We start from the raw sequence: 19,839 nt of genomic DNA on the forward strand, positions 1-19,839 counted from the left end.
CCCATCCGTGTGCGTGTCCACCTTACGAGGTCCCTCAACCAGTGGGCACCACACTCGAGGACGCCACCGTTGTGGTGGTCGTCGTTGTGGTGGTCGTCGTGGTCTTCGGGGTGGTCGTGGTCACCGGAGGCGGCTTCGACGTCGTGGTGGTCGTGGTCGTCGTCGTGGTCGTCTCTTCGGTGGTGGTCTCTTCCTCGGTCGTCGTTTCGGGCTGCTTGGTGGTGGTCTTCACCACGGTCGTCGTCGTGGGCGGCACCGACAACGAGCTGCTCAAACCGGGGACCAGGGGCGTCTCGTCCTTCTTGTTGAACACGCCCAGCGCGACCATCAGCCCGCCCACGGCCAGCAGCAGCACCAGCACGGCGGCGGCGATGGCCAGGGTCCGGTTGCCCGAGCTGGGCGGCGGCGCGACCGGCCGCGACGGGCCCACGGTCCGGGGCTGCTGCGCCTGGCGGTACCCGGTGCCCGTGCCCGCCGACACCACGCGGGTGCGGTTGGGGTCCAGGACGGCCGTGGGACCGGCCACCGGCAGCACGCCGGGGGTGCTCGCGGCGCGCAGACCGGTCAGGCTGGGGTTGCGGCCGGAGGCGACGGCGGCCAGCAGCTCGCGGGCCTGGCCCATCGTCGGCCGGTCCGCCGGGTCGACGTTGAGCAGCCGCAGCAGCACGTCCGTGAGCGGCCCGTCCTGCGACGGCGGGTTGATCCGCCCCGCGGCGACCGCGTGCAGCACGCCGAGGGTGTTCTCGCTGAGCCCGAACGGGGGTTCGCCCTCGGCCGCCGCGTACAGCGTCGAGCCGAGCGAGAACACGTCCGAGGCGGGCGTCGGGTCCGAGCCCCTGGCGATCTCCGGGGCCAGGTACGCCGGGGTGCCCGCGATCAGGCCGGTCTTGGTGACCGTGATGTCGTCGGTGGCGCGCGAGATGCCGAAGTCGGTGATCTTCACCAGGCCGCTGTCGGCGATCAGCACGTTGCCGGGCTTCACGTCGCGGTGGACGATGCCCGCCGCGTGCGCCGCCGCGAGGGCTGAGGCGGCCTGTGCGCCGATCCTGGCGACCTGGAGGGGGTCCAGAGCCCCGTACTCGGACAGCGTGTCCGCGAGGCTGTAGGACGGCAGGTACTCCATCACGAGGCACGGCGCGCCGTTCTCCTCGACGACGTCGTAGACCGCGATGGCGTTCGGGTGGTGCAGCTTCGCCGCGATGCGGCCCTCGCGCATGGCGCGCTGGATCGCCTCGTCGTGCTCGCGCGTGTCCATCCCCGCTTGCAGCAGCAGCTGCTTGATCGCGACGATCCGGTTGAGCCGCTCGTCCTGCGCTCGCCACACGATGCCCATGGCGCCGCTGCCGATGCGGTCGAGGAACCGGTAGCGGTCGGCGATCAGTTGACCCTCGCCGCTCACCAGGCCACCTCGCGTGGGTGCTGCGGGACCGCGGCAGGTGCAGCAGGTCTCACGCTGGGGCTCCTCGTCGTGCGCTCCGGTTGGCGGATCAGGGTAGGCCACCGCTCATCGCCGTGTCGGGCTGTCATCGCCCGCAGAGCCTACCCCGGCCGTGACGGCGGCTTTCGGACCGTTGTGCAGGTCACGCACCGTCGAGCACGGATCGCGAAGGGATACCCGAAAGCCGTCCGCGACGTCACCGGTTCACGGTGAAGTCGCGGCTTTTTGGGGCCGAACGGCCTAGTCGGAAGCCTCTACAGCTCCGCGAAGAAGTCGAATCCGCCGAGTCCGACGCCCACGCCGACCCCGAGGCCGCTCGACGGCTTCGTCTGCGAGGAGGACGGGGTGCTCGTCGAGGACGACGAGCCGGACGTCGACGAGGACGGCGTGGACGTGGACGTCGTCGGCTGCGTGGTGCTGCTGCTCGGCGTCGTGGTCGTCGTCGGGTTCTGGGTGGTGGTGCCCTTGTCCGGCGTCGGCTGCTGCGTCGTCGTCTCGGTGGTCGTCGTGGTCGTGTCCGCGGTCTGCTGCTGCGTCGCGGGGGCCTGCTGCGTCGCGACCGTGCGCTGGTCCTGCGTCTGCGGGGCCTGCTGCTGGGTCTGCGTCTGCTGCTGCTGGGTGGTGGTGTCCTGCGTGGTCGGGCTGGCCTGCTGGCCGGGCAGCGCGAGCGCGCCGATGCCGCCGGTGTTGTTGGAGTTGCGGGCCGCGGGGCGGTCGTCGAACCGCACGTCCGCGAGGGGCCGCTCGTCCGGGGAGCTGAGCCACTGCGAGGCGCCGAAGGCGACCGTGCCGCAGAGGACGACGCCGCCGCTGGCGATGGCGACCAGCTTGCTGATCTTCATCCCGCCGCGCTCGTCGTCGGCCGGTCGGCCCTCGCGGCGCAGCAGCTCGGCGACGTGCAGTTCCCGGCCGGACAGCGACTGGCGGTCGATCCGCACGGTCGACAGCGCGGCGGGCGCGGTCGCGGCGGGGGGCGGGGTCACGGCCTGGAAGCGGATCGTGTCCTCTTCGTCGTCCCGGTACACCGGGATCGGCTGTGTCTCGGCTTCCCGCCGGGCGAGCAGCTCCGCTACCGAGAGCTGAGCGGTCGAGCCATCTCGCCGACGACGTTTGTCCTCGTTCGACACTGCGGGTCACACCTTCCCAGCAACTGCGTTGCGTTCACTTGCCGGGAACATGGATACCGAATCGTGACCCCACTTGTAACCCCTTTGGGGGATTTTCTCGGGTTAAACCTTATTTAAGACAACTCTGAGTGAGAAAATAGGGGTTGATCAACTACTCGGCGTCAACTTCGCTGGGCGGAGAGCAGTTCGGTGCCGACGATCTTCGGCGTGGACGTGTCGGCGAACCAGAAGCGCTGCTCGACCCTCAGCCACCGTCCGTCGAGCTCCTGCATCGACAGCTCGGCGAGGACGCTCCCGTCCGGTTTCAGCGTCGTGGCGTCGACCGTGATGGCCTTGATCGTGCTCCACGACCGGACGAAGTCGAGCGGGTCGCCGCCGACCAGGTCGGCGGTCAGCATCCGGGACGCCTCGGCCGGGTCCTCCGGCAGCAGCTCGTAGAACCGGCGCACGACCTCGATCTTGGGCTGCGAGGCCGCGGCCGTGGTCTGCGGGGCCGCGACGGCGGCCGTGGGCGGCGCGCTCGGGTCGGGCTTCGGGTCGGCGGCCAGCGGCGCGTGCGGCGCGGGAACGGGGGCGGGCGCGGTGTCGGCGGTGTTCGTCTCGGCGGCGGGCGGGGTGGCCGCCTCGTGGCCCAGCCGGGCGCTCAGCAGGTCGGGGCGCAGCGCGGTCGAGCCGCTGAGCTCGATCGGGGCCGCCGCGAGCGGCTCCTCGGTGTCGGCGGGGCGGTTGCCCGCGAGGATCGACGCGGCGGCGATGGACGCGACCAGCACGATCGCGCCGGTCATCAGACCCGCCACCTTGGCGACCCGGTTGGTCCGGGCCTTGTCCGTCGACTCCTCGAAACCCAGCACGTCCTCGACGAGGCCGTCGGTGTCGGCCTCCTCCCTGGACAGGATGCGCACCGGGCTCGGCTGTTTCCGGATCAGCTCTGCCACGGTGATCGAGCCGGCGCGGTTGTGCCGCCGTCTGCCGCTCGTCGTAGGGCGCTGCACTGGCAACTCCTCCGTACCTTCTGGGTCGCCAGAACTCGTACCGTGGATGAGCTGCTCAAAGCCAGTTCGACTCGCGCATTCACCTTTTCGTGGCGTTCAGCGGTAGACAGGTGTCGCTCGAATGGACCAGTGGTCACAGTCCGGCGTCCCCCTGTGCGTTCGCGAATGACCGTTAGCCGATCTCTTTGAGCCGTTCGGCGTTGATCAAGGGCTCGCCACTCAAGGTGAAGGTCAGCTCCCGCTGCTCGGTGCTCGCGGTGCCGTCCTTCTTGGTGATCTGGAGCGTGCTGATGGTGATCCCCTTCGTCGGGTCCACGCTGATCTCCTTCACCTCCACCAGCGACACGTCCGAAAACCGCTGCTCAAGTACGGCGGAGGTGGTCGACCGGAACGTCTCGGTCGTCAGCGCCATGGCGGTGGAGGTGTTGGCCGCCACCTCCTCGTAGAACTTCTCCGTCCGGCTGGCGATGGCCGACGCGTCCACCAGGGGCCGCTCCTCGGCGGGCAGCGTCGTCACGGTGGGCGACGTCGCACCCGGACCAGGTGTACCGCTCGACCCGGTGACGGGCGTCGTCGCGGTGGTCGGCCCGGCCCCGCCGGACGTGCCGCTGCCCTCCTTCGCGCTGCTGCTGCTGCCGCTGCCCGCCGTCGGCGGCGTCCCCGGTACCCGTCCGGGGTCCTGGGGCTTCGTCTGCGGGGCCGGGGCGCTCGCGGAGGGCGTGGACGTGCGGGTGCCGAAATCGGTCACGATGGGCACGTTGGCGGGGTACTCGGGCATCCCGATCCGCTCGACCGGCCCACTGCTGCCGACGAGCTTCGCGGCAGCGACGGCCAACCCGATCAACACCCCGGCCGACGACACGACCGCGAACCAGGCAGCCCGCTTCCACGTACGCGGCGGCGTCACGGACGCGGGCACCAACCCGATGTTGAACTTCCGCAACCCCGCCGCGTCCGTGTCGAGGAGCGGGTCGAGTGGGGGAGGGGTGCTCGGACCGGTGTTCGGATCCGTGCTCAGGCCAAGGGGCAGCGGGTCGTCGAGGGCGGCGCTGGCGGTGCTGGTGGTGCCGGGAGTGTCAGAGGAAATGGCGGTGCCAGCGCCGGTGCCTGCGGTGCCCGCGGAGATGGCGGTGCCAGCGGTGTTATCTGCGGCGGTGCTGCCCGCGGTGCCCGCGGTGCCTGCGGTGCCAGCGCCGGTGCCCACGGTGCCTGCGGAGATGGCGGTGCCTGCGGAGTTGACTGCGGCGGTGCGGGCGGCAGTCCTTGCGGTGCCTGCTTGTGTGGCAGTACCCGCCCCGCCTGCGATTTTGGCGGCGGTGGCGGTGCCTGCCGGGTTGGCCGTGGGCGCGTGGGGGTCGGAGTCTGGGGCACCTGGGGCGCGGCGCTCCGGGCCGGAAGTCCTCGGGGCGCGGGGGTCGGTGCCGGGCGTGCCCGGAGCGCGGGAGTGCGGGTCGGTCGCGCGTGGGTAGGTGCTGGAGGTGCCCGCGGCGGTGGCGCTGCCCGCGGAGGTGCCACTAGCGCGTGCGGCACCTGTAGCGGGGGTGTGCGAGCCGGGAGGTCCCGAAGTGCGGGAGTCCTGGCCGGTCGCGCGCGGAGCGGTGCCCGCAGTGGTGCTGGAGGTGCCTGCGGTGATGTCTGCGGTGGTGCCTGCCGCGGACCTCTGCGTGGGCGGAGGCCCTTGCGGGTCGGCGGATCCCTGATCTGCGGGATCGGGGGCGCGGAGGTCGCGTTGGGTGGGCACGCGGCCGGGCACCAGGGTTCCGGGTGGGGCGACCGTGGCGCGGGCGTGTGCGGGCGGACCGGGGTCCAGTTCGCCCGCGACGGGTGGCCACCCGGTCGCCCGCTCGTGCAGCCGGTGCTTGCCCGAACCCGGTGTGCCGTCCCCGTCGTCCATGCTGTCCAGACCCCTCCCGCCCTAGCGCGGTGCGGGGTCGTGGCCGAACTCAGGTGCCGACGAGCACCCGCACCTACCTGAGGGTAGGTGCAGGTTCGGGTGGTAGCTGTACGGGGCCACCATGTGACGGCGGGTGACACCCGTAAGTGTGAACTTGCTGGACTTGTCGGCCGGCTTAGGTCATCCGCCGCTGTTCAGGCGCTTGCGGCTGCTCTGCAACGCGCTCGTCGCGGCCAAGCCGCTGCCGCCCGCGATCAGCGCGCCGATGATGTCCGACGCCGTGCTGTCGCCCGTCGTGATCAGCAACCCGATCAGCGCGGCCACGGTCGTCACGCCCGCCACCGTGTACCGGCTGCGGACGTACTGCGCGATCGGCGCTCCCGACGCGGCTTTGTTCTTGGCGGCCGACCCGAGCATGGCGAGGTAGCCGTCGTGGGCCAGGGCGGCCAGCACCCCGACGATGGCGATGATGCCTGCGATGAGGCCGATGACTGTTCCCATGTGTCCAGTGTGCCTCGCGATATCCGCTGGACCATCGGTGATCCCCCTGATATCCCGGTGCGGGTGGAGATCTTCTGGCACGACGCGTGCCTGGCGCACGACGCGGGCGAGGGCCTGTGGGAGCTGCCCGGCGACTGGCCGTGGCTCGACGTCCCCGAGCCGCACCCCGAGAACGCCGCCCGCCTGCGCACCTTCCGGCACGCCCTCCAGCACGGGCCCGTGGCCGAGCACCTCACGTGGCGCACCGGCAGGTTCGCCACCCGCGAGGAGTTGGAACGCGTCCACACCCCCGCCTACCTGGACTTCCTCCAGCAGGCTTGCGAAGGCCCCGACCGGGTGACCCTGGAGGTCAACACCGTCGTGGGCCCAGGCTCGTGGGACGCCGTCTGCGCCGCGGCCGGCACCGCCCTGGAGGCCCTGGCCTCGGTCCGCGCCGGGACCCCCATCGCGTACGCCCTGGTCAGACCCCCAGGCCACCACGCCCAGCCGACGATGGCCGACGGCTACTGCCTCGTCAACAACGCCGCCCTGGTCGCCGAGACCGCCCGCCGCGACGGCCTCAGGGTCGCGGTCCTCGACTGGGACGTCCACCACGGCAACGGCACCCAGGAGGTCTTCACCGACCAACCGGACGTCCTCACGGTGTCCATGCACATGCGCCACGGCCCCTGGGGCACGAACCACCCCCAGACCGGTGCCCCCGACGAGGTCGGCAAGGACGGCCGCAACATCAACATCGAACTGTCCCTAGGCGCAGGCGACACGGCCTACCTGCGCGCCCTCGACGAGATCGCCTTCCCGGCGCTCCACGAGTTCGCCCCCGACCTGCTCGTCTGCGCCTCGGGCTTCGACGGCTCCGCCTTCGACCCCAACGGCCGCCACAACCTCACCGCCGACGGCTACCGCCAGATCGGCAAACGCGTGGCGGCCCTCAACCTCCCCACGGTCATCACCCAAGAGGGTGGATACCTCAGGGGTTACTCGGCCCTCTGCCTCCACACCCTGATCGAGGGACTCCTCCAACTCCCGGAACCCCTCCTCGACGATCCCCTCGCCTACATCCCCGACGATTCCCAATGCACGACAACCGACCTGGACAAGGTCAAACTCACCCATTCGCCCTATTGGAAGGCTTTCGTTGGAAGCCGTCCAAACCCCTCCTGACCAGTGCTTCTTTGGGGTGGAGGGAGTTCACGGGGGCGGGATTCCGCGCTACTTTCACGAGATGGTCAACATCCCGTCCTCGATGCGCACCCGCTCCGTGGGTGACGAGCTGATCGGCCTCCGCAAGGCGGCCGGGTACAGCGGCATGGAGTTCGCCCGCAAGCTCGGCTGGGAGAACAGCAGGCTCAACCGCATCGAGAACGGCAAGTACCGCACGAGCGAAGTCGACATCACCCAGTACGTCACGACGCTCGGCCACCCCAAGCAAGTCCTGGACCAGCTCCTCACCATGCTCCGCCAGTGCGAAGACGGCTTCGTGGTCCAACCCCACGGCATCCGGCTGTCCGACCAGTTGCACACCCTGGTCCGTCACGAAACCACCGCCCGCACCATCCACAACCTCGAACTCACCGTCGTGCCGGGGCTGTTGCAGACCAGGGGCTACGCGAGTGCCCTCATGGAGTCCGGTCGAGTGCCCGCTGACCGACTTCCGGGTTTGGTCCAGGCCCGGCTGAGCCGCCAATGCCTGTTCAACCGGCCGAGGCAGCCCTACTGCACCTTCTACATCCACGAGTTCGCCCTGAGGCTCCCCGTCGGTGGCGACCGGGTGATGAACGACCAGCTCATGCACCTGGCCTTCATGGCCAACTCGCATGGTGTGTCGATCCGAGTCATCCCCACCTCGCGGGGGCCCTTCACCGGCATCGGCACCGGTGCCTTCGCCCTGCTGGACAGCATCGACGCCTTGCAACTCCCGGTTGTGTACACAGAAATGCCCGGTGCCAGCCTCTTCCTGGACGAGACCGCCGTCGTGGAGGCCCACCGAGTCGTGCTGAAGGAGTTGGATCGCGCAGCTTTGGATGGAGGACAATCCCGGTCGTGGCTCGTGAAGCTCGCGAGCGAGTACGACCGACCGGGAGACGGCCACCATGGGGACCTGGCGTAAGAGCAGCTACAGCAGCGAGAACGGCGAGGGCAATTGCGTCGAGGTGTCTTTCGGTCGGACCGTGGCCGTGCGGGACTCCAAGAACCCCGCAGGCCCGATCCTCACCGTCTCCGAAGCCGCCTGGCGTCTGTTCCTCAGCGCCCCATCGCGCCGCGACCCAGCTTGAGCAGGATCATCGCCAGGTCCTTGCCGTCGGGCCCGAGTTCCTTGTAGCGGTTCAGCACGTCGATCTCGCGGTTGTGCACGATCCGCGTCCCGCCTGCGGCCATGCGCGCCGCGCCGATGATCTTCGAGACTTCCGCGCGCCTCTTCACGAGCCGCAGCAGCTCCTTGTCCAGGAGGTCGATCTCCTGGCGCAACTCGTCGATGTCGGCGGCGGGGGCGGCCGGAGCGGCGACGGCGGGCGTTTCGGTGGTGCTCATGGGGTGTGACCTCTCGAACTCTGCGTGAGTCCTGGGCCCCGGAGCGACGAAAGCCCCGGCGTCCGAGGACTCCGGGGCTTCAGTGGTTGCTCTGCGCGCTAGGCGACCACGGGAGCCGGAGTCCGGATCCCGTAGTAAAACTCGAAGTGAGTCGTCAGCACGCCACCACTGTGCCACACCGCGGCCCGCTCCTGCCAGTCCGGATCCCGGTCGTGACGGAGGCAACCGACAGCCCTCCTCGGGCGTAGAGGTTCGGGGGAGTCCGCCCTTTTCACCCCTGGAATTCCGCGTCGAAATTCTTTTCCCGATCCGCGCAACCCATTCGCGCTGCGGGCGTCTTGGGTGGTGTTGGTTCGAGGGGAACCAATTCGCAAAGCCTCATTCTCGCAGGTGAGGCTGTCTTCGACGTTTCTTCGGAACCGAAGGACTGGGGTATTCACATGTTTCGACGTAGTGCTTTGGCATGCGTTCTCGCGGTGTGCACAGGCGTTCTGACGACCGGTGTCGCCAGCGCCGATGAATCGGACCACCTGATGTCCATCGACCTCATCCCCGGCCAGGGGATGACGGTGTACGACGAGCCCAACTACGACCTGGAGGGCGTGTGGCACGCGGCCTTCTTCACCACGTCCAACTTCGACGTGGTCGTCACCAACACCGGCTACGCGCTGGACGACGACCTGAACCTGTTCATCTCCACGAGGCTGCACGTCGTCGGCTACGAGGGCGACGACTGGGACTGCTGGGACGTCGAGGGCGGCATCCAGTGCCTCAACCAGGACACCGTGGTCCACAACGAGGCGTGGCCGACCCTGCACGTCGAGACCGAGCAGAACTACGGCTGGGTCCCCGACGACACCCTCGACGCCTACGGCAGCTCGTCGACCGGCGACGCCCACACCGGCGTGCCGCTCTGGTACGCGTCGCCCGGTCAGTGATCCGGCGCAACCTCCGGCGAACCCCTAACGTCTAGGAGAGGCGGGTTCGAGGGGGACCCGCGTCGAATAGGGGGGTTGTTCATGCTGCGCCGAATTTCCATGGCCACGGCACTCGCGGTGGGGGCCGCTTTCCTGGTGGTGCCCGCCGCCAGCGCGGACGAGTCCAACGGCATCGACATCGTGCTGACGCCCAAGAGCTCCATCAGTTCCAGCGCGGACGGCTGGCGGGGCTTCGCCAGGCGGTCCATGCGGTTCACCGTGGACGTGACCGACATCGGCGACCAGAACGACGACGGCCTGTCGGTGTTCGTCTCCGTGCCGTTCACCGTCCGCGGGAGCGGTGAGCGCTGGGACTGCTGGGCCGTCGAAGGCGGTCTCCAGTGCGAGATCGACGACCTCGTGGTGCCCGGCGAGACCTGGCCGACGTTGACGATCGACGGCAGCACCACCATCGGTTACATGCGGGACTCCGTGGACGTCTACGCGGAGTCCACCAACGGCGACGCGCACGCGGGCGTCCCGTTCCGCATCGGCGCGTGCGGCCGGAGTAGATCCGATCCGCCTGTTGGCCGTCGGGATTCCGGCGGTCAACAGGCGGTCCACTCCCGTTGAACAGGCGGTTTTGGTCACGATCCGTCATCTTGTCCGGCGTGGGTGAAACGTCCTCGGCCTGCTGATCGATCAGGCTTCCAAGGGGTGTAACAACACAGAGGGTGGCGACATGGCTGATTCGATGGTGAGCAGGCGCACTGTGTTCGGGGTGGCCGCGGCAGCGGCCTTGGTGGGGACGGCGGTCAGGACCGCCGGTGACGCGAACGCGCAGACCGCGCAGCAGCCGACGGATCTCCCTGGAGTGACGCTGGAGCCCGGCAAGGGCGCCAAGAAGCTGAGCGAGAACTTCTGGTACGTCCACGGGGGCACGTTCGAGTTCGCGATGACGCTGGGGGCCAGGTCGCAGGGCCGCAAGCGGACCGTGCGGCTCGCGGTGCCCAAGGGCTTCAAGATCCTCTCGGTCAACGGCGAGAAGTGGAAGGTCGACGAGGTCGACGACACCGACGTCGAGGCGACGCACCCGGAGCTGGAGCGTCCGGGCCTGAAGCTGCCGAGCCTGGTCATCGAGGGGCGGTCGAACGCGTACGGCGACTACCCGTTGAACGCGTCGGTTCGCGAGAAGTCGGTGAACTACCAGCGGCGGGGCGTCACGGTCAGCATCGACACGAGCCTCTGACCGAAACACCCTTCTGAGCAGGTTCTTCACCCGACCGTGTGACGTGGAATGTGCGATCGTGGGAGATCGGCACGAAACGGGCGAAGGTGATTCCCATGCGGAAGAACAGGATCGTCGCCGGGTTGGTCGGTGTGGGCGCTGTGCTGGCCCTCGCCGTCGGCTCGGCGACAGTCGCGATCGGTTCGTCCTCGGGCGAGCAGGTGCAGCGACAGGCTTCCGCCCCCGCCAAGGCCAGCCAGGGTTCCGTGGAGCTGGCGGCGGGCCGCGGGGTGAAGGACTTCGGTGAAGACGGGTGGTACATGCACGGGACGGCGTTCGAGTTCTCGGTGAAGGCCGGGGCCGCGAACGACGGCAAGTCGGACGCGGCCACGGTCTTCGTGTCGTGGCCCGAGTCGATGGACCTCGTGTCCTCGGCCGGTGAGAGCTGGGTCTGCGCCACGGTCGCGGGCGGGGTCGAGTGCACCAACTCGACCGCGGTCGAGCCGGGCGGGTTCTGGCCCGACCTCACCCTGACGGCGCGGGCCAACACGATGATGCAGGACACGATCGACGCCTACCTGCGAGGAGTGGGCAGCGTCGAGTCCCACGTGGGTGTGCCCTTCACGTTCGACACGAACTGAAACCGGTTCCGCTCGCCGCCACGGCGGTGAGCGGAACCGCTCGTGTGGCGGGGCGGGTAACGTGGCCCCACGATGAGCGCCTTGTTCGACTTGCCCGCGAGTCCCCCGTCCCCTCGGCCGTCCAGGTTGCTCGACGACCTGAACCCCGCCCAGCGGCGGGCGGTGGAGCACACCGGCTCGCCCTTGTTGGTCGTAGCGGGTGCGGGCTCCGGTAAAACGCGGGTCCTCGCCCGCCGCATCGCGTACCTGCTCGCCGAACGCCGGGTGCACCCCGGCGAGATCATGGCGATCACCTTCACCAACAAGGCCGCGGCCGAGATGAAGGAACGCGTAGCCGACCTGGTCGGCCCCCGCGCACGATCCATGTGGGTGTCGACGTTCCACTCGATGTGCGTGCGCGTGCTGCGCCGCGAAGCCAAGACGCTGGGCATGTCGTCCAACTTCTCGATCTACGACTCGGACGACTCGCGCCGCCTGATCACGCTCGTGGCCAGGGACCTGGACCTCGACCCGAAGCGCTACCCCGCGCGGACGCTCGCGATCCACATCTCGAACCTCAAGAACGAGCTGGTCGACGCGGAGACCGCGACCGCGCAGGCCGCGAACGACCTGGAACGCCGGGTCGCCGAGGTCTACACCTCCTACCAGCGCAGGCTCGGCGAGTCGAACTCCATGGACTTCGACGACCTGATCATGCGCACGGTCGAGCTGCTCCAGAACTTCCCGGCCGTCGCCGAGCACTACCGGCGGCGCTTCCGGCACGTCCTCGTCGACGAGTACCAGGACACGAACCACGCCCAGTACACGTTGGTGCGCGAGTTCGTCGGCACCGGCGCGGACGACGTCCCGCCCGGCGAGCTGTGCGTCGTCGGCGACGCGGACCAGTCGATCTACGCCTTCCGCGGCGCGACGATCCGCAACATCGTGGAGTTCGAGCGCGACTACCCGCAGGCCACGACGATCCTGCTGGAGCAGAACTACCGCTCCACGCAGAACATCCTGACCGCCGCGAACGCCGTGATCTCCCGCAACCCGGACCGCCGCGACAAGCGCCTGTGGAGCGACCTCGGCGAGGGCGAGAAGATCGTCGGCTACGTCGCCGACAACGAGCACGACGAGGCCGCGTTCGTCGCGAGCGAGATCGACAAGCTCGTCGACGGCGGCGACGCCACCAACGGCGAGATCGCGGTCTTCTACCGCACGAACAACCAGTCGCGCGTGTTCGAGGAGATCTTCATCCGCCTCGGCCTGCCGTACCGGGTCGTCGGCGGCGTCCGCTTCTACGAGCGCCGCGAGGTCCGCGACGCCCTCGCCTACCTGCGCGCGTTGGCGAACCCGGACGACACGGTGTCCGTGCGCCGCATCATGAACGTCCCCAAGCGGGGCATCGGCGACCGCGCCGAGGTGTGCGTCTCCAACCACGCCGAGAAGTACCGCATGAGCTTCCACGCCGCCCTCCGCGACGCGGTGGCGGGCAAGGTCGCGTTCCTCAACCCCCGGTCCCAGCGGTCCATCGCCGGGTTCATGGACCTGATGGACGAGCTGGGCAAGCTCGTGGAACGCGGCGACGACGTGGCCGACATCCTCGAGGCGGTGCTGGAGAAGACGGCGTACCGCGCGGAGCTGGAGGCCAGCGAGGACCCGCAGGACCACACCCGCGTGGAGAACCTGAACGAGCTGGTCACCGTGGCCCGCGAGTTCGGCGACCTGTCCGCCATCCCCACCCCCGTCTCCGCCGAGGCGGAAGCGGTGGAAGCGGTCGACATCCCCGCCGAGGACGAGGGCCTCCCCACCGAAAGCTCCCTGGCGGCGTTCCTCGAACGCGTCTCCTTGGTGGCGGACGCCGACTCCATCCCCGACGCGGACTCCGACGGCATGGTCACGTTGATGACCCTCCACACCGCGAAGGGCCTGGAGTACCCGGTCGTCTTCAGCACGGGGTGGGAAGACGGCATCTTCCCCCACATGCGCGCCTTGGGAGACCCCCAGGAGTTGGCCGAGGAACGCCGCTTGGCGTACGTCGGCATCACCAGGGCCCAGCAACGCCTCTACCTCTCCCGCGCCCTGGTCCGCTCCGCGTGGGGCCAGCCGTCCGCCAACCCGGCCTCCCGCTTCCTCGACGAGATCCCAGCCGATCTCCTCGACTGGCGCCGCGTGGAACCGGAACGCTCAGCCCCCACGGCGGCCACCACGTGGCGTCGAGGCGGCGGCGACTCGGCACAGGCGGGCTTGGCGGCGAGGGGCATGCGCACCTCCCAGTTCAAGGGCTGGAACGAGGCCCCCGCCATCACCCTCGACGTGGGCGACCGAGTCACCCACGACAAGTACGGCCTGGGCCGGGTCATCGCGGTGGACGGCTCAGGCCCCAGGGCAACAGCCACGATCGACTTCGGCGGCGCGGGCACAGTCCGCCTGATGCTCATCGGCGGAGTCCCCATCACCAAGCTCTAACCCACTCCCAGAACGCCGCCGCCCTGCTTCCGAGCACCGCGGCGGCGTTCTCTTTTCCACCCCTTCCAGGCGGTCTCCTGGCCCGTCGGTGACCCCGCCCCAACGGGTCCCGGCCAGCGCCACTCATCCCGCCAGCGAGCCTTCGCCCTGCTACGAGCTTTCGCGGGCTTCGAGTTCTCTCACTCGCCACCACCTGCCGCGACCCCTCTGCCGCGAGTACTTCCTCCCGCCGCGGGCGTTCCCTGCCACGAACCTTCAGCCGCAGCCACCCTCCCCGCAGCGAACCCTCTCTGCCACGAGTCCTTCACCACGAGCACTTCCTCCCGCTGTGGGCGTCCCCGGCCGCGGGCCTTCATCCGCTGCCCTCCCAGCGGCGAGCCCCGCGTCTCTCAGCCGCGCGCCTCCCACCGCTCCTCCTCGCCTCACCCACCGCCCCCATCTGGACACCTCGAACAGAACCCCCCAAACCTCCCGCCCTAACTCACCCAAATCCCCCAATTCTCTCTCCGACTCACCCCAACCCCCATACGAACGGACCGTTCACCCCGCCCCCACCCGTTCACCCAAAAACTGTCGTACCCCACCCGTAACGTCTGCGTCGGGGGGTTCTCACAACCGGGCGACCCCCGATTTCCGATGCGCACCAGTTCCCTTTCCCGCCCCGTCACCTCGTTGCCCGCCAACGACTTCCGACCCCGTGCCCACCCCACCCACCGTCACTCTCCGCATCCACCAATTCATCTCACATGGCCACCCCCTATTTCCCCACCCTGACCATCCCTTTCCCCAAAACCCCAAAAGAATCATGAACCAAACCCACTCCCCACTCGTGTTGTCCATTGTCTCCACCTTCGACAACCGGAGTCATCCGGCGGAGTGGCGGACGCCGAGCCCGTCCCCGGTCGCGGCCGAAGCCACTCGCCCGACGCCCCAGCGGCACCCCCGCGCTGGGGCGTCGGGACTCGTCGAAAATTCCGTGCAACCTGTACGCCGCCTGCGCGTCTTAGTGGTTGTCGGAAGCGGTCTGGTCTCTTCGCTCGGGGCGGGGAGCCAGGGGGAGCCGTGGAGGACCGGGGGATGCCGCTCGGGGGCGGCGCAGGGGAGAAGGTTCAACCGGGGGTCCGGCCGGGTCGCGTCACGCGACCCGGCCTTTTCCCGCAGCTCAGAGCGGGTGTCACCGAAAATTGTCGGTGCTGTGCGCTTGTATGACCCCACGACGAACACGGGCCGGGGAGCCCGGAAGTGGGGGTGCTCGGTGTGGACGAGGTCTTGGCGCGGTTGTTGCGCGAGCGCGTGGTCGGCTATCTCGAGGCTGTCGACCGCCTGGCGGCGCTGGAGGAGTCGCGGACTACCGCCTTCGAGGCCCGCAGGCTGGCCGCCGCCTGGCGAGCCCTCCTGGGGCTCCACAACCTCGACGGCGACTGCCGGGCGTGCGGCAGGGGGCGCCGCATGTGCTCGGTCTGGCGGGTGGCGTGCGCCTACTTCGTGCACCGGCTCCCGTGGGAGCGCCGTCGCTTCAGGCAGAGGTGACACGGCTCCGCCGCGCGCGTGGCACGGCGGAGCGGCAGCGGGACTAGAGGGTGACGCCGCGCTCGTTCAGCCAGGGCAGCGGGTTGATCTTCATGCCGCTCGCGTTCCACACCTCGAAGTGCAGGTGCGGGCCCGTGGAGAAGCCGCGGTTGCCGACTTCGGCGATCTTCTCGCCCGCGGTGACCTTCTGGCCCTTCTGCACGGAGAACGTGTTCATGTGGCCGTAGACCGTGACGGTGCCGTCGGCGTGCTCGATCCGGACCCACAGGCCAAAACCGCTTGCCGGACCGGCCTCGATCACGACACCATCGGCGGCGGCGTAGATCGGGTCGCCGATCGGGCCCGCGATGTCGATGCCGTAGTGCATCTCGCCCCAGCGGCCGCCGTATCCCGAGGTGAAGATGCCGGGGGCGGGGCGGACGACCTTGGGCCGCTTGGCCTCGATCTCGTCGGCTTCGCGCTTCTCGGTGATCTGCTGGCTCTTGGCGAGCTTGCTGACCTCGGCCGACGGGTCGACCAGCTTCGCGACGGGGAGGACCTTGGGGGCCGCGGCGGGGGCGGTGCCGCCGATGCCGAACGCGGCTGCGCCCTCGCTGGCGTTGGCCAGCGGCGTCACCTCGTCCGACGCGGAGGTGTCGGAACCGACTGCCTGAAGCGTCTGACCTGCACCAGCGGCGGCGAACGCGCCGACCGCGACAGCGGCGACGACGATCCGTCCGCGCAGCGCGGACGGAGGCGGCGGCAGGCGGTGAGTGCTCACCACTCGGGTCGAGGCACGGGAGACCGCCTCGTCGAGCACATCGGTACCTGCTTGGCCGCCGGGGGAGCGGTGTTGAGACAAAGCCGGGCCTTCCGTGTTCCGGGGAGTCCAGTCGGACCCGGGCGGGGGATCCCGGAGAGTCGGTCGGGGTTCCGACTCCGTGTCCTTGCATGTGACCAGACCGTGACAACGGACCGGGGGAACATAACGGGGTCGGACGTCAGGGGGCAATCCCCACCGCCGATGTCTACCGAATAGCGGTTAGCGAAAAGGTTACGAGCATGAGCCGTGACGCTCCGTCACGGCGGAAGAGGAAAACCCCTCACGTCCAGGCGTGATGCGCTGAGGCGCACTGTCATCCGATCGGATGATGGCTGCGACCACCGTGTGCAGAGTGCGCGTGTCAACGGGCAGTGACAGGTGACCTGAATCACGTATCTGGTGCTCTTCAACGAGCAACCCTGGGTGCGAGAGCCGTGCGTTGCGCTGCGGGACGATCACCTGGTCCATCTCGCTCCACACGACGACGAACCGGGTCCGGCAAGGCCGACCGGTCTCGGCCAGTTCCACGAGGAGGTCCGACCCCGGCCGGAGCTGCCGGGTGAGGGGAGTCGGCAGCAGGTAGGCGGCCAACGTCCCGCCATGAGGCGTGCCCAAGGTGACCAACGTGCGCACCCGCGCGTCCCCGTGCAGCCGCTGCACGTAGTACCGCGCGATCAACCCGCCGAGCGAGTGCCCGACGACGTGCACCCGTTCCGCCCCGGTCTGCTCGCAGATCCGCTCGATGTGCTCGCCCAGCAGGGCGGCCGACCGCCTGACGTCCCCGGTCAGAGCGGTGAGAACGCTGTAGTTGACCGCGTGCACGACCCCGAAGCCACGCCTTCGCAGTGCCCCCGACAGCACTGCGAAGGCGGACCTGTTGTCCCCGATCCCGTGGACGAGCACGATGGGGGTACCCGCCGCGTCCATCGCCGAAACCACCAGCCCGCGCTGCCGGGGCGGCAGGAGGTCGGTCCGGTAGTGGCGGAACTGGTCCTCGGGCCTCAACTGCTGCGCGACGGCGCCCCACGGGTACAGCACCGCGTGCGCCGCCAACCAGGCCGCTTCGACGGCGACCCCGCGCATCCCGCCCACGGTCGCCACGGCCCGCAACGCCCCGACCGCCTGCCCGGAAATGTCCTTCACCGCGTGCACTGACGAATCCGCCCGCCGCAACAGCCCATCCGTCAGCCGCCGCAACCCGAATTTCCCCATAAGGGTGAAGGTAGGTCATCAACCCGACCACAAACGAGAGACCAGTTCGGGTATTCCACGACACCCAGCCCCGCCCAACGAGCAACACCGCACGTCAAGAACCCGAACGCACCAACGAAGAACACCGGCAGCCCCCACCCAGGCCACCTCCCAACGACCACCTATGGGAACGCCGACCCGCTCGCTGTGAACAGCGAAGCGATCCCAACCCACCTTCCGCAGAGCAGATCGGCAAACCCTCACCCGCAGCAGACCGAGCCGCATTCCCCGGCCAGCCGCCTGCCGCGCTGCCAGCGGGAACCCTCGGCCTGCGGAGCGAACCTCCACCCCCTACCGGGCGGGGACCCCTCGATCCACCTGCTGCGAGCTGCGGAGCGAACCCTTGATCCACCCGCGCCGGACCGTGCAGCCGATTCCCTCGCTTCGGCCCCTACGGGCCGCAGGGCGAATATGACGCGCTGCCAGAAGGAACCCTCATCTCTCGCTCGGCTCGCTTGTCAGGCCCCGCCATATGGGCTGCGGCGCGAATCCCGCCCGCCAGCCGCTTCGGACCCGGTGAAACCTTCGCCTCGCCTACTGCGGTCCGCGCAACTAGTCGGACCCCAGCGGTCTCCTTGGCATCACCGCCTTGAACTGCGGGGCGAACCTCGATCCGCTGGCCGGGAACCCCGCCACGGGTCTCACACCCCTCGACCCCCCGCCCGCCCCACCACCGGCGGGACCTCCGACCCGCCCAGCAACCCCTCCAGCCGCCCCCGCAAAACACCGCCCCCGCGCCACCTCCCCCCACTACCCCATTCAGCCCATCCACCCCCTACGCATCCCACGTGCCCTCACGTCTCCCGCCCCGACTTGCTAGCGTCGAGCCGATGACCCGAACCACCCGTGACCTCGTCGTGGCAGGCGTTGAGCCGGCGTCTCCGGCTTCGGTCCGGCTCCGCGTGGCCTTCGGCCTGGCCTTTGTCGGTGCGCTTCTCGGTGCCGCGGGCCCTCTGACCGGCGTGGTCAGCGAGGGCACCGCGCCGGCGTTCACCGCGTGGCCCCTCCTCGTGCTGTTGGCGTTCCTCCCGGTGGTCCTGGCGGCTGTCTTCCTGCGGAACCACCCGTTGGTGGCCGCCGGTGTCCTGGCCGTGACGGGTCTCTTCGCCCCCGGTCGCCTGCTCGTCGACCTCCAGATCACCGTCGACACCACCTACACCACCCGCCCCGAGCTGTTCCGCCCCACGAGCCTCACGCCGCTCACCCCGAGCACCGGCCTGTGGCTCCTCGTGGCGGGTCACGTGCTCGTCCTGGCCGCGGGTGTCCTGGCGGCCACGGCGGCGGAACCCACCGACTCCGACCAGTCGAGCCCCCGCCGGTTCCTGGGTCTGGTCGTCGCGGCGGGCGCGGTGGCCGCGGTCGGCCTGTTCACGGCCCCGATCACCTCGACCGACCCGCTGGTCCCCACCGGCGGCCCCTTCGACGCTCCCGCGCTGGCCATGATCGGCGGCCTGCTGCTCGCCGCGGCCGCCCCCGCCGCCGGTGTCCTGGCCGCCAGCAACCCGGCTCCCGAGAACCGGCGCGGCGGTCTCCTCGCGGTGGCTGCGGCACTGGCCGCCTTGGCCCTGCCGCCGTTCACAGCAGGCGTCTTCGCCGACGGCTTGGGCGTGTCCATCGGCTCCGTCCTGCTCCTGCTGGCCGCGGCCGCCCACGCCGTCCTGGCCGTCGTCCTCGGCCGGGAAACCGACCTGGCCGAGCAGAAGGCCGTCGAACTCCCCGGCCAACGCCGCCTGCACCGGGTCGCGGGCGTCCTCGGCCTGCTCGCCGCCGCTTCGGCGCTGGGCGGCGTGCTCGGCGCTCAACTGGTCGTCCCGGACGGCCTCCCGCTCCCCGTCGGCTACGCCGAGCGCCTCCTCTGGCCCGCCCTGGTCGTCGTGGCGCTCCTCTCCGCCGCCCTCGTCGCCAACACGACCGCGGCCCGCCCGGCGTTCACCGTCGCGCTGGCCGCCCTCCCGCTGGCCGCGGGCGGCACGCTCGACGCCGTCTTCGCCGCCACCCAGATCGGCTCGGTCAAACCCGGCGGCGGCGTGTGGTTCACCGTCCTGGCCGTCCTCTTCGCGATCGCCGCCGCGGTCACTGCCGCGCTCGCCGGTTCGCTGGAGCGCGAGGAACGCGAAGAGGTCGAGCCGACCAAGACCCAGGTCCCGCTCCCGCAGGCGGCTGTCACGCTCATCGGCGCCCTGCTGGCCCTCGGCGCGTTCGCCCTCCCGGTCCTGCGCGGCCCGGACTTCCACTCCGTCGGCCTGCTCGACTTCCGCGTCGGCTCCTACGGCCTGCTGGCCGCCGTCCTGGCCGTGCTGGCCGCCGCGGGCCTCTCCCTCCGCTCACGCCCGCAGCGCGCCGCCGCCCTGCTGCTCGGCGCGGCGCTCGTGACGGCCGTTCGCGCCCTCGAATACCCCCTCACGTCGGCCCGCGTCACGGCCGCCGCCCCCGGACCCGGACTGTGGCTCGCGGCCGCCGCCGTGGTGGCGCTGCTCGCGGGCGCGGCCCTGTCGGCTTCCCGCCGCTGAACCGCCGGCCTACTCTGCGGACGCG

General features: G+C 70.0%; 18 protein-coding genes. 10 read left to right on the forward strand and 8 right to left on the reverse strand.

The window, feature by feature from the left end; genetic code table 11:
* Positions 1-34: 34 nt before the first annotated feature.
* The 5 genes from ACFWW9_RS06310 to ACFWW9_RS06330 form a co-directional block, all read right to left on the reverse strand.
* Positions 35-1,399 carry a serine/threonine-protein kinase gene (locus ACFWW9_RS06310; protein WP_390372211.1) on the reverse strand — a complete coding sequence of 455 codons (1,365 nt, stop codon included), beginning with the start codon at positions 1,397-1,399 and terminating at the stop codon, positions 35-37.
* Positions 1,400-1,692: 293 nt separating this feature from the next.
* Positions 1,693-2,565 (reverse strand): hypothetical protein, encoded by an 873-nt coding sequence (locus ACFWW9_RS06315; protein ID WP_390372214.1) that lies wholly within the window; start codon positions 2,563-2,565, stop codon positions 1,693-1,695.
* Between the two features lie 161 nt (positions 2,566-2,726).
* Positions 2,727-3,557 (reverse strand): hypothetical protein, encoded by an 831-nt coding sequence (locus tag ACFWW9_RS06320; RefSeq protein ID WP_390372216.1) that lies wholly within the window; start codon positions 3,555-3,557, stop codon positions 2,727-2,729.
* 172 nt (positions 3,558-3,729) lie between these two features.
* Complete coding sequence (locus tag ACFWW9_RS06325) at positions 3,730-4,761, reverse strand: hypothetical protein (protein ID WP_390372218.1); 1,032 nt, start codon at positions 4,759-4,761, stop codon at positions 3,730-3,732.
* Between the two features lie 870 nt (positions 4,762-5,631).
* Complete coding sequence (locus ACFWW9_RS06330) at positions 5,632-5,952, reverse strand: hypothetical protein (protein ID WP_390372221.1); 321 nt, start codon at positions 5,950-5,952, stop codon at positions 5,632-5,634.
* 63 nt (positions 5,953-6,015) lie between these two features.
* Here ACFWW9_RS06330 and ACFWW9_RS06335 point away from each other — a divergent pair, with 63 nt between their 5' ends.
* The 3 genes from ACFWW9_RS06335 (at position 6,016) to ACFWW9_RS06345 (ending at position 8,228) form a co-directional block, all read left to right on the forward strand.
* Positions 6,016-7,116 (forward strand): histone deacetylase, encoded by a 1,101-nt coding sequence (locus ACFWW9_RS06335; protein ID WP_390372224.1) that lies wholly within the window; start codon positions 6,016-6,018, stop codon positions 7,114-7,116.
* Between the two features lie 61 nt (positions 7,117-7,177).
* The gene (locus ACFWW9_RS06340) at positions 7,178-8,062 is read left to right on the forward strand and encodes a helix-turn-helix domain-containing protein (RefSeq protein WP_390372226.1); all 885 of its coding nucleotides are present in this window, start codon (positions 7,178-7,180) and stop codon (positions 8,060-8,062) included.
* Positions 8,046-8,228 (forward strand): DUF397 domain-containing protein, encoded by a 183-nt coding sequence (locus tag ACFWW9_RS06345; protein WP_390372230.1) that lies wholly within the window; start codon positions 8,046-8,048, stop codon positions 8,226-8,228. Before ACFWW9_RS06340 ends, ACFWW9_RS06345 begins: the two co-directional genes overlap by 17 nt.
* Here ACFWW9_RS06345 and ACFWW9_RS06350 read toward each other — a convergent pair.
* Positions 8,197-8,484 (reverse strand): chorismate mutase, encoded by a 288-nt coding sequence (locus tag ACFWW9_RS06350; protein WP_390372232.1) that lies wholly within the window; start codon positions 8,482-8,484, stop codon positions 8,197-8,199. The genes ACFWW9_RS06345 and ACFWW9_RS06350 overlap by 32 nt on opposite strands.
* A 533-nt stretch (positions 8,485-9,017) precedes the next feature.
* Between ACFWW9_RS06350 and ACFWW9_RS06355 the strand changes: the two genes are divergently transcribed.
* The 6 genes from ACFWW9_RS06355 to ACFWW9_RS06380 all read left to right on the forward strand — a co-directional run bounded on the left by ACFWW9_RS06355 (position 9,018) and on the right by ACFWW9_RS06380 (position 15,251).
* On the forward strand, positions 9,018-9,422 hold the full coding sequence (locus tag ACFWW9_RS06355) for a hypothetical protein (protein WP_390372234.1): 405 nt from the start codon (positions 9,018-9,020) through the stop codon (positions 9,420-9,422).
* 99 nt (positions 9,423-9,521) lie between these two features.
* Complete coding sequence (locus ACFWW9_RS06360) at positions 9,522-10,034, forward strand: hypothetical protein (protein ID WP_390372236.1); 513 nt, start codon at positions 9,522-9,524, stop codon at positions 10,032-10,034.
* 109 nt (positions 10,035-10,143) lie between these two features.
* Complete coding sequence (locus ACFWW9_RS06365) at positions 10,144-10,650, forward strand: hypothetical protein (RefSeq protein ID WP_390372239.1); 507 nt, start codon at positions 10,144-10,146, stop codon at positions 10,648-10,650.
* Between the two features lie 95 nt (positions 10,651-10,745).
* Positions 10,746-11,270 carry a hypothetical protein gene (locus tag ACFWW9_RS06370; protein ID WP_390372242.1) on the forward strand — a complete coding sequence of 175 codons (525 nt, stop codon included), beginning with the start codon at positions 10,746-10,748 and terminating at the stop codon, positions 11,268-11,270.
* 72 nt (positions 11,271-11,342) lie between these two features.
* On the forward strand, positions 11,343-13,721 hold the full coding sequence (gene pcrA / locus ACFWW9_RS06375) for a DNA helicase PcrA (protein WP_390372244.1): 2,379 nt from the start codon (positions 11,343-11,345) through the stop codon (positions 13,719-13,721).
* A gap of 1,242 nt (positions 13,722-14,963) precedes the next feature.
* A complete protein-coding gene (locus tag ACFWW9_RS06380; RefSeq protein ID WP_390372247.1) occupies positions 14,964-15,251 on the forward strand; it encodes a hypothetical protein in 288 nt (95 codons plus the stop codon).
* Positions 15,252-15,294: 43 nt separating this feature from the next.
* On the opposite strand, the gene ACFWW9_RS06385 is transcribed toward ACFWW9_RS06380, so the two are convergent.
* Both ACFWW9_RS06385 and ACFWW9_RS06390 read right to left on the reverse strand, forming a co-directional pair.
* Positions 15,295-16,014 carry a M23 family metallopeptidase gene (locus ACFWW9_RS06385; protein WP_390372328.1) on the reverse strand — a complete coding sequence of 240 codons (720 nt, stop codon included), beginning with the start codon at positions 16,012-16,014 and terminating at the stop codon, positions 15,295-15,297.
* A 270-nt stretch (positions 16,015-16,284) separates the two neighbouring features.
* On the reverse strand, positions 16,285-17,265 hold the full coding sequence (locus ACFWW9_RS06390) for an esterase/lipase family protein (RefSeq protein ID WP_390372250.1): 981 nt from the start codon (positions 17,263-17,265) through the stop codon (positions 16,285-16,287).
* An 869-nt stretch (positions 17,266-18,134) separates the two neighbouring features.
* Between ACFWW9_RS06390 and ACFWW9_RS06395 the strand changes: the two genes are divergently transcribed.
* Positions 18,135-19,814 carry a hypothetical protein gene (locus ACFWW9_RS06395; protein ID WP_390372253.1) on the forward strand — a complete coding sequence of 560 codons (1,680 nt, stop codon included), beginning with the start codon at positions 18,135-18,137 and terminating at the stop codon, positions 19,812-19,814.
* The last annotated feature ends 25 nt before the right edge of the window (positions 19,815-19,839 follow it).

The sequence above is a fragment of the Umezawaea sp. NPDC059074 genome (assembly GCF_042738955.1).
In the GTDB taxonomy this organism is placed as follows: Bacteria; Actinomycetota; Actinomycetes; order Mycobacteriales; family Pseudonocardiaceae; genus Umezawaea.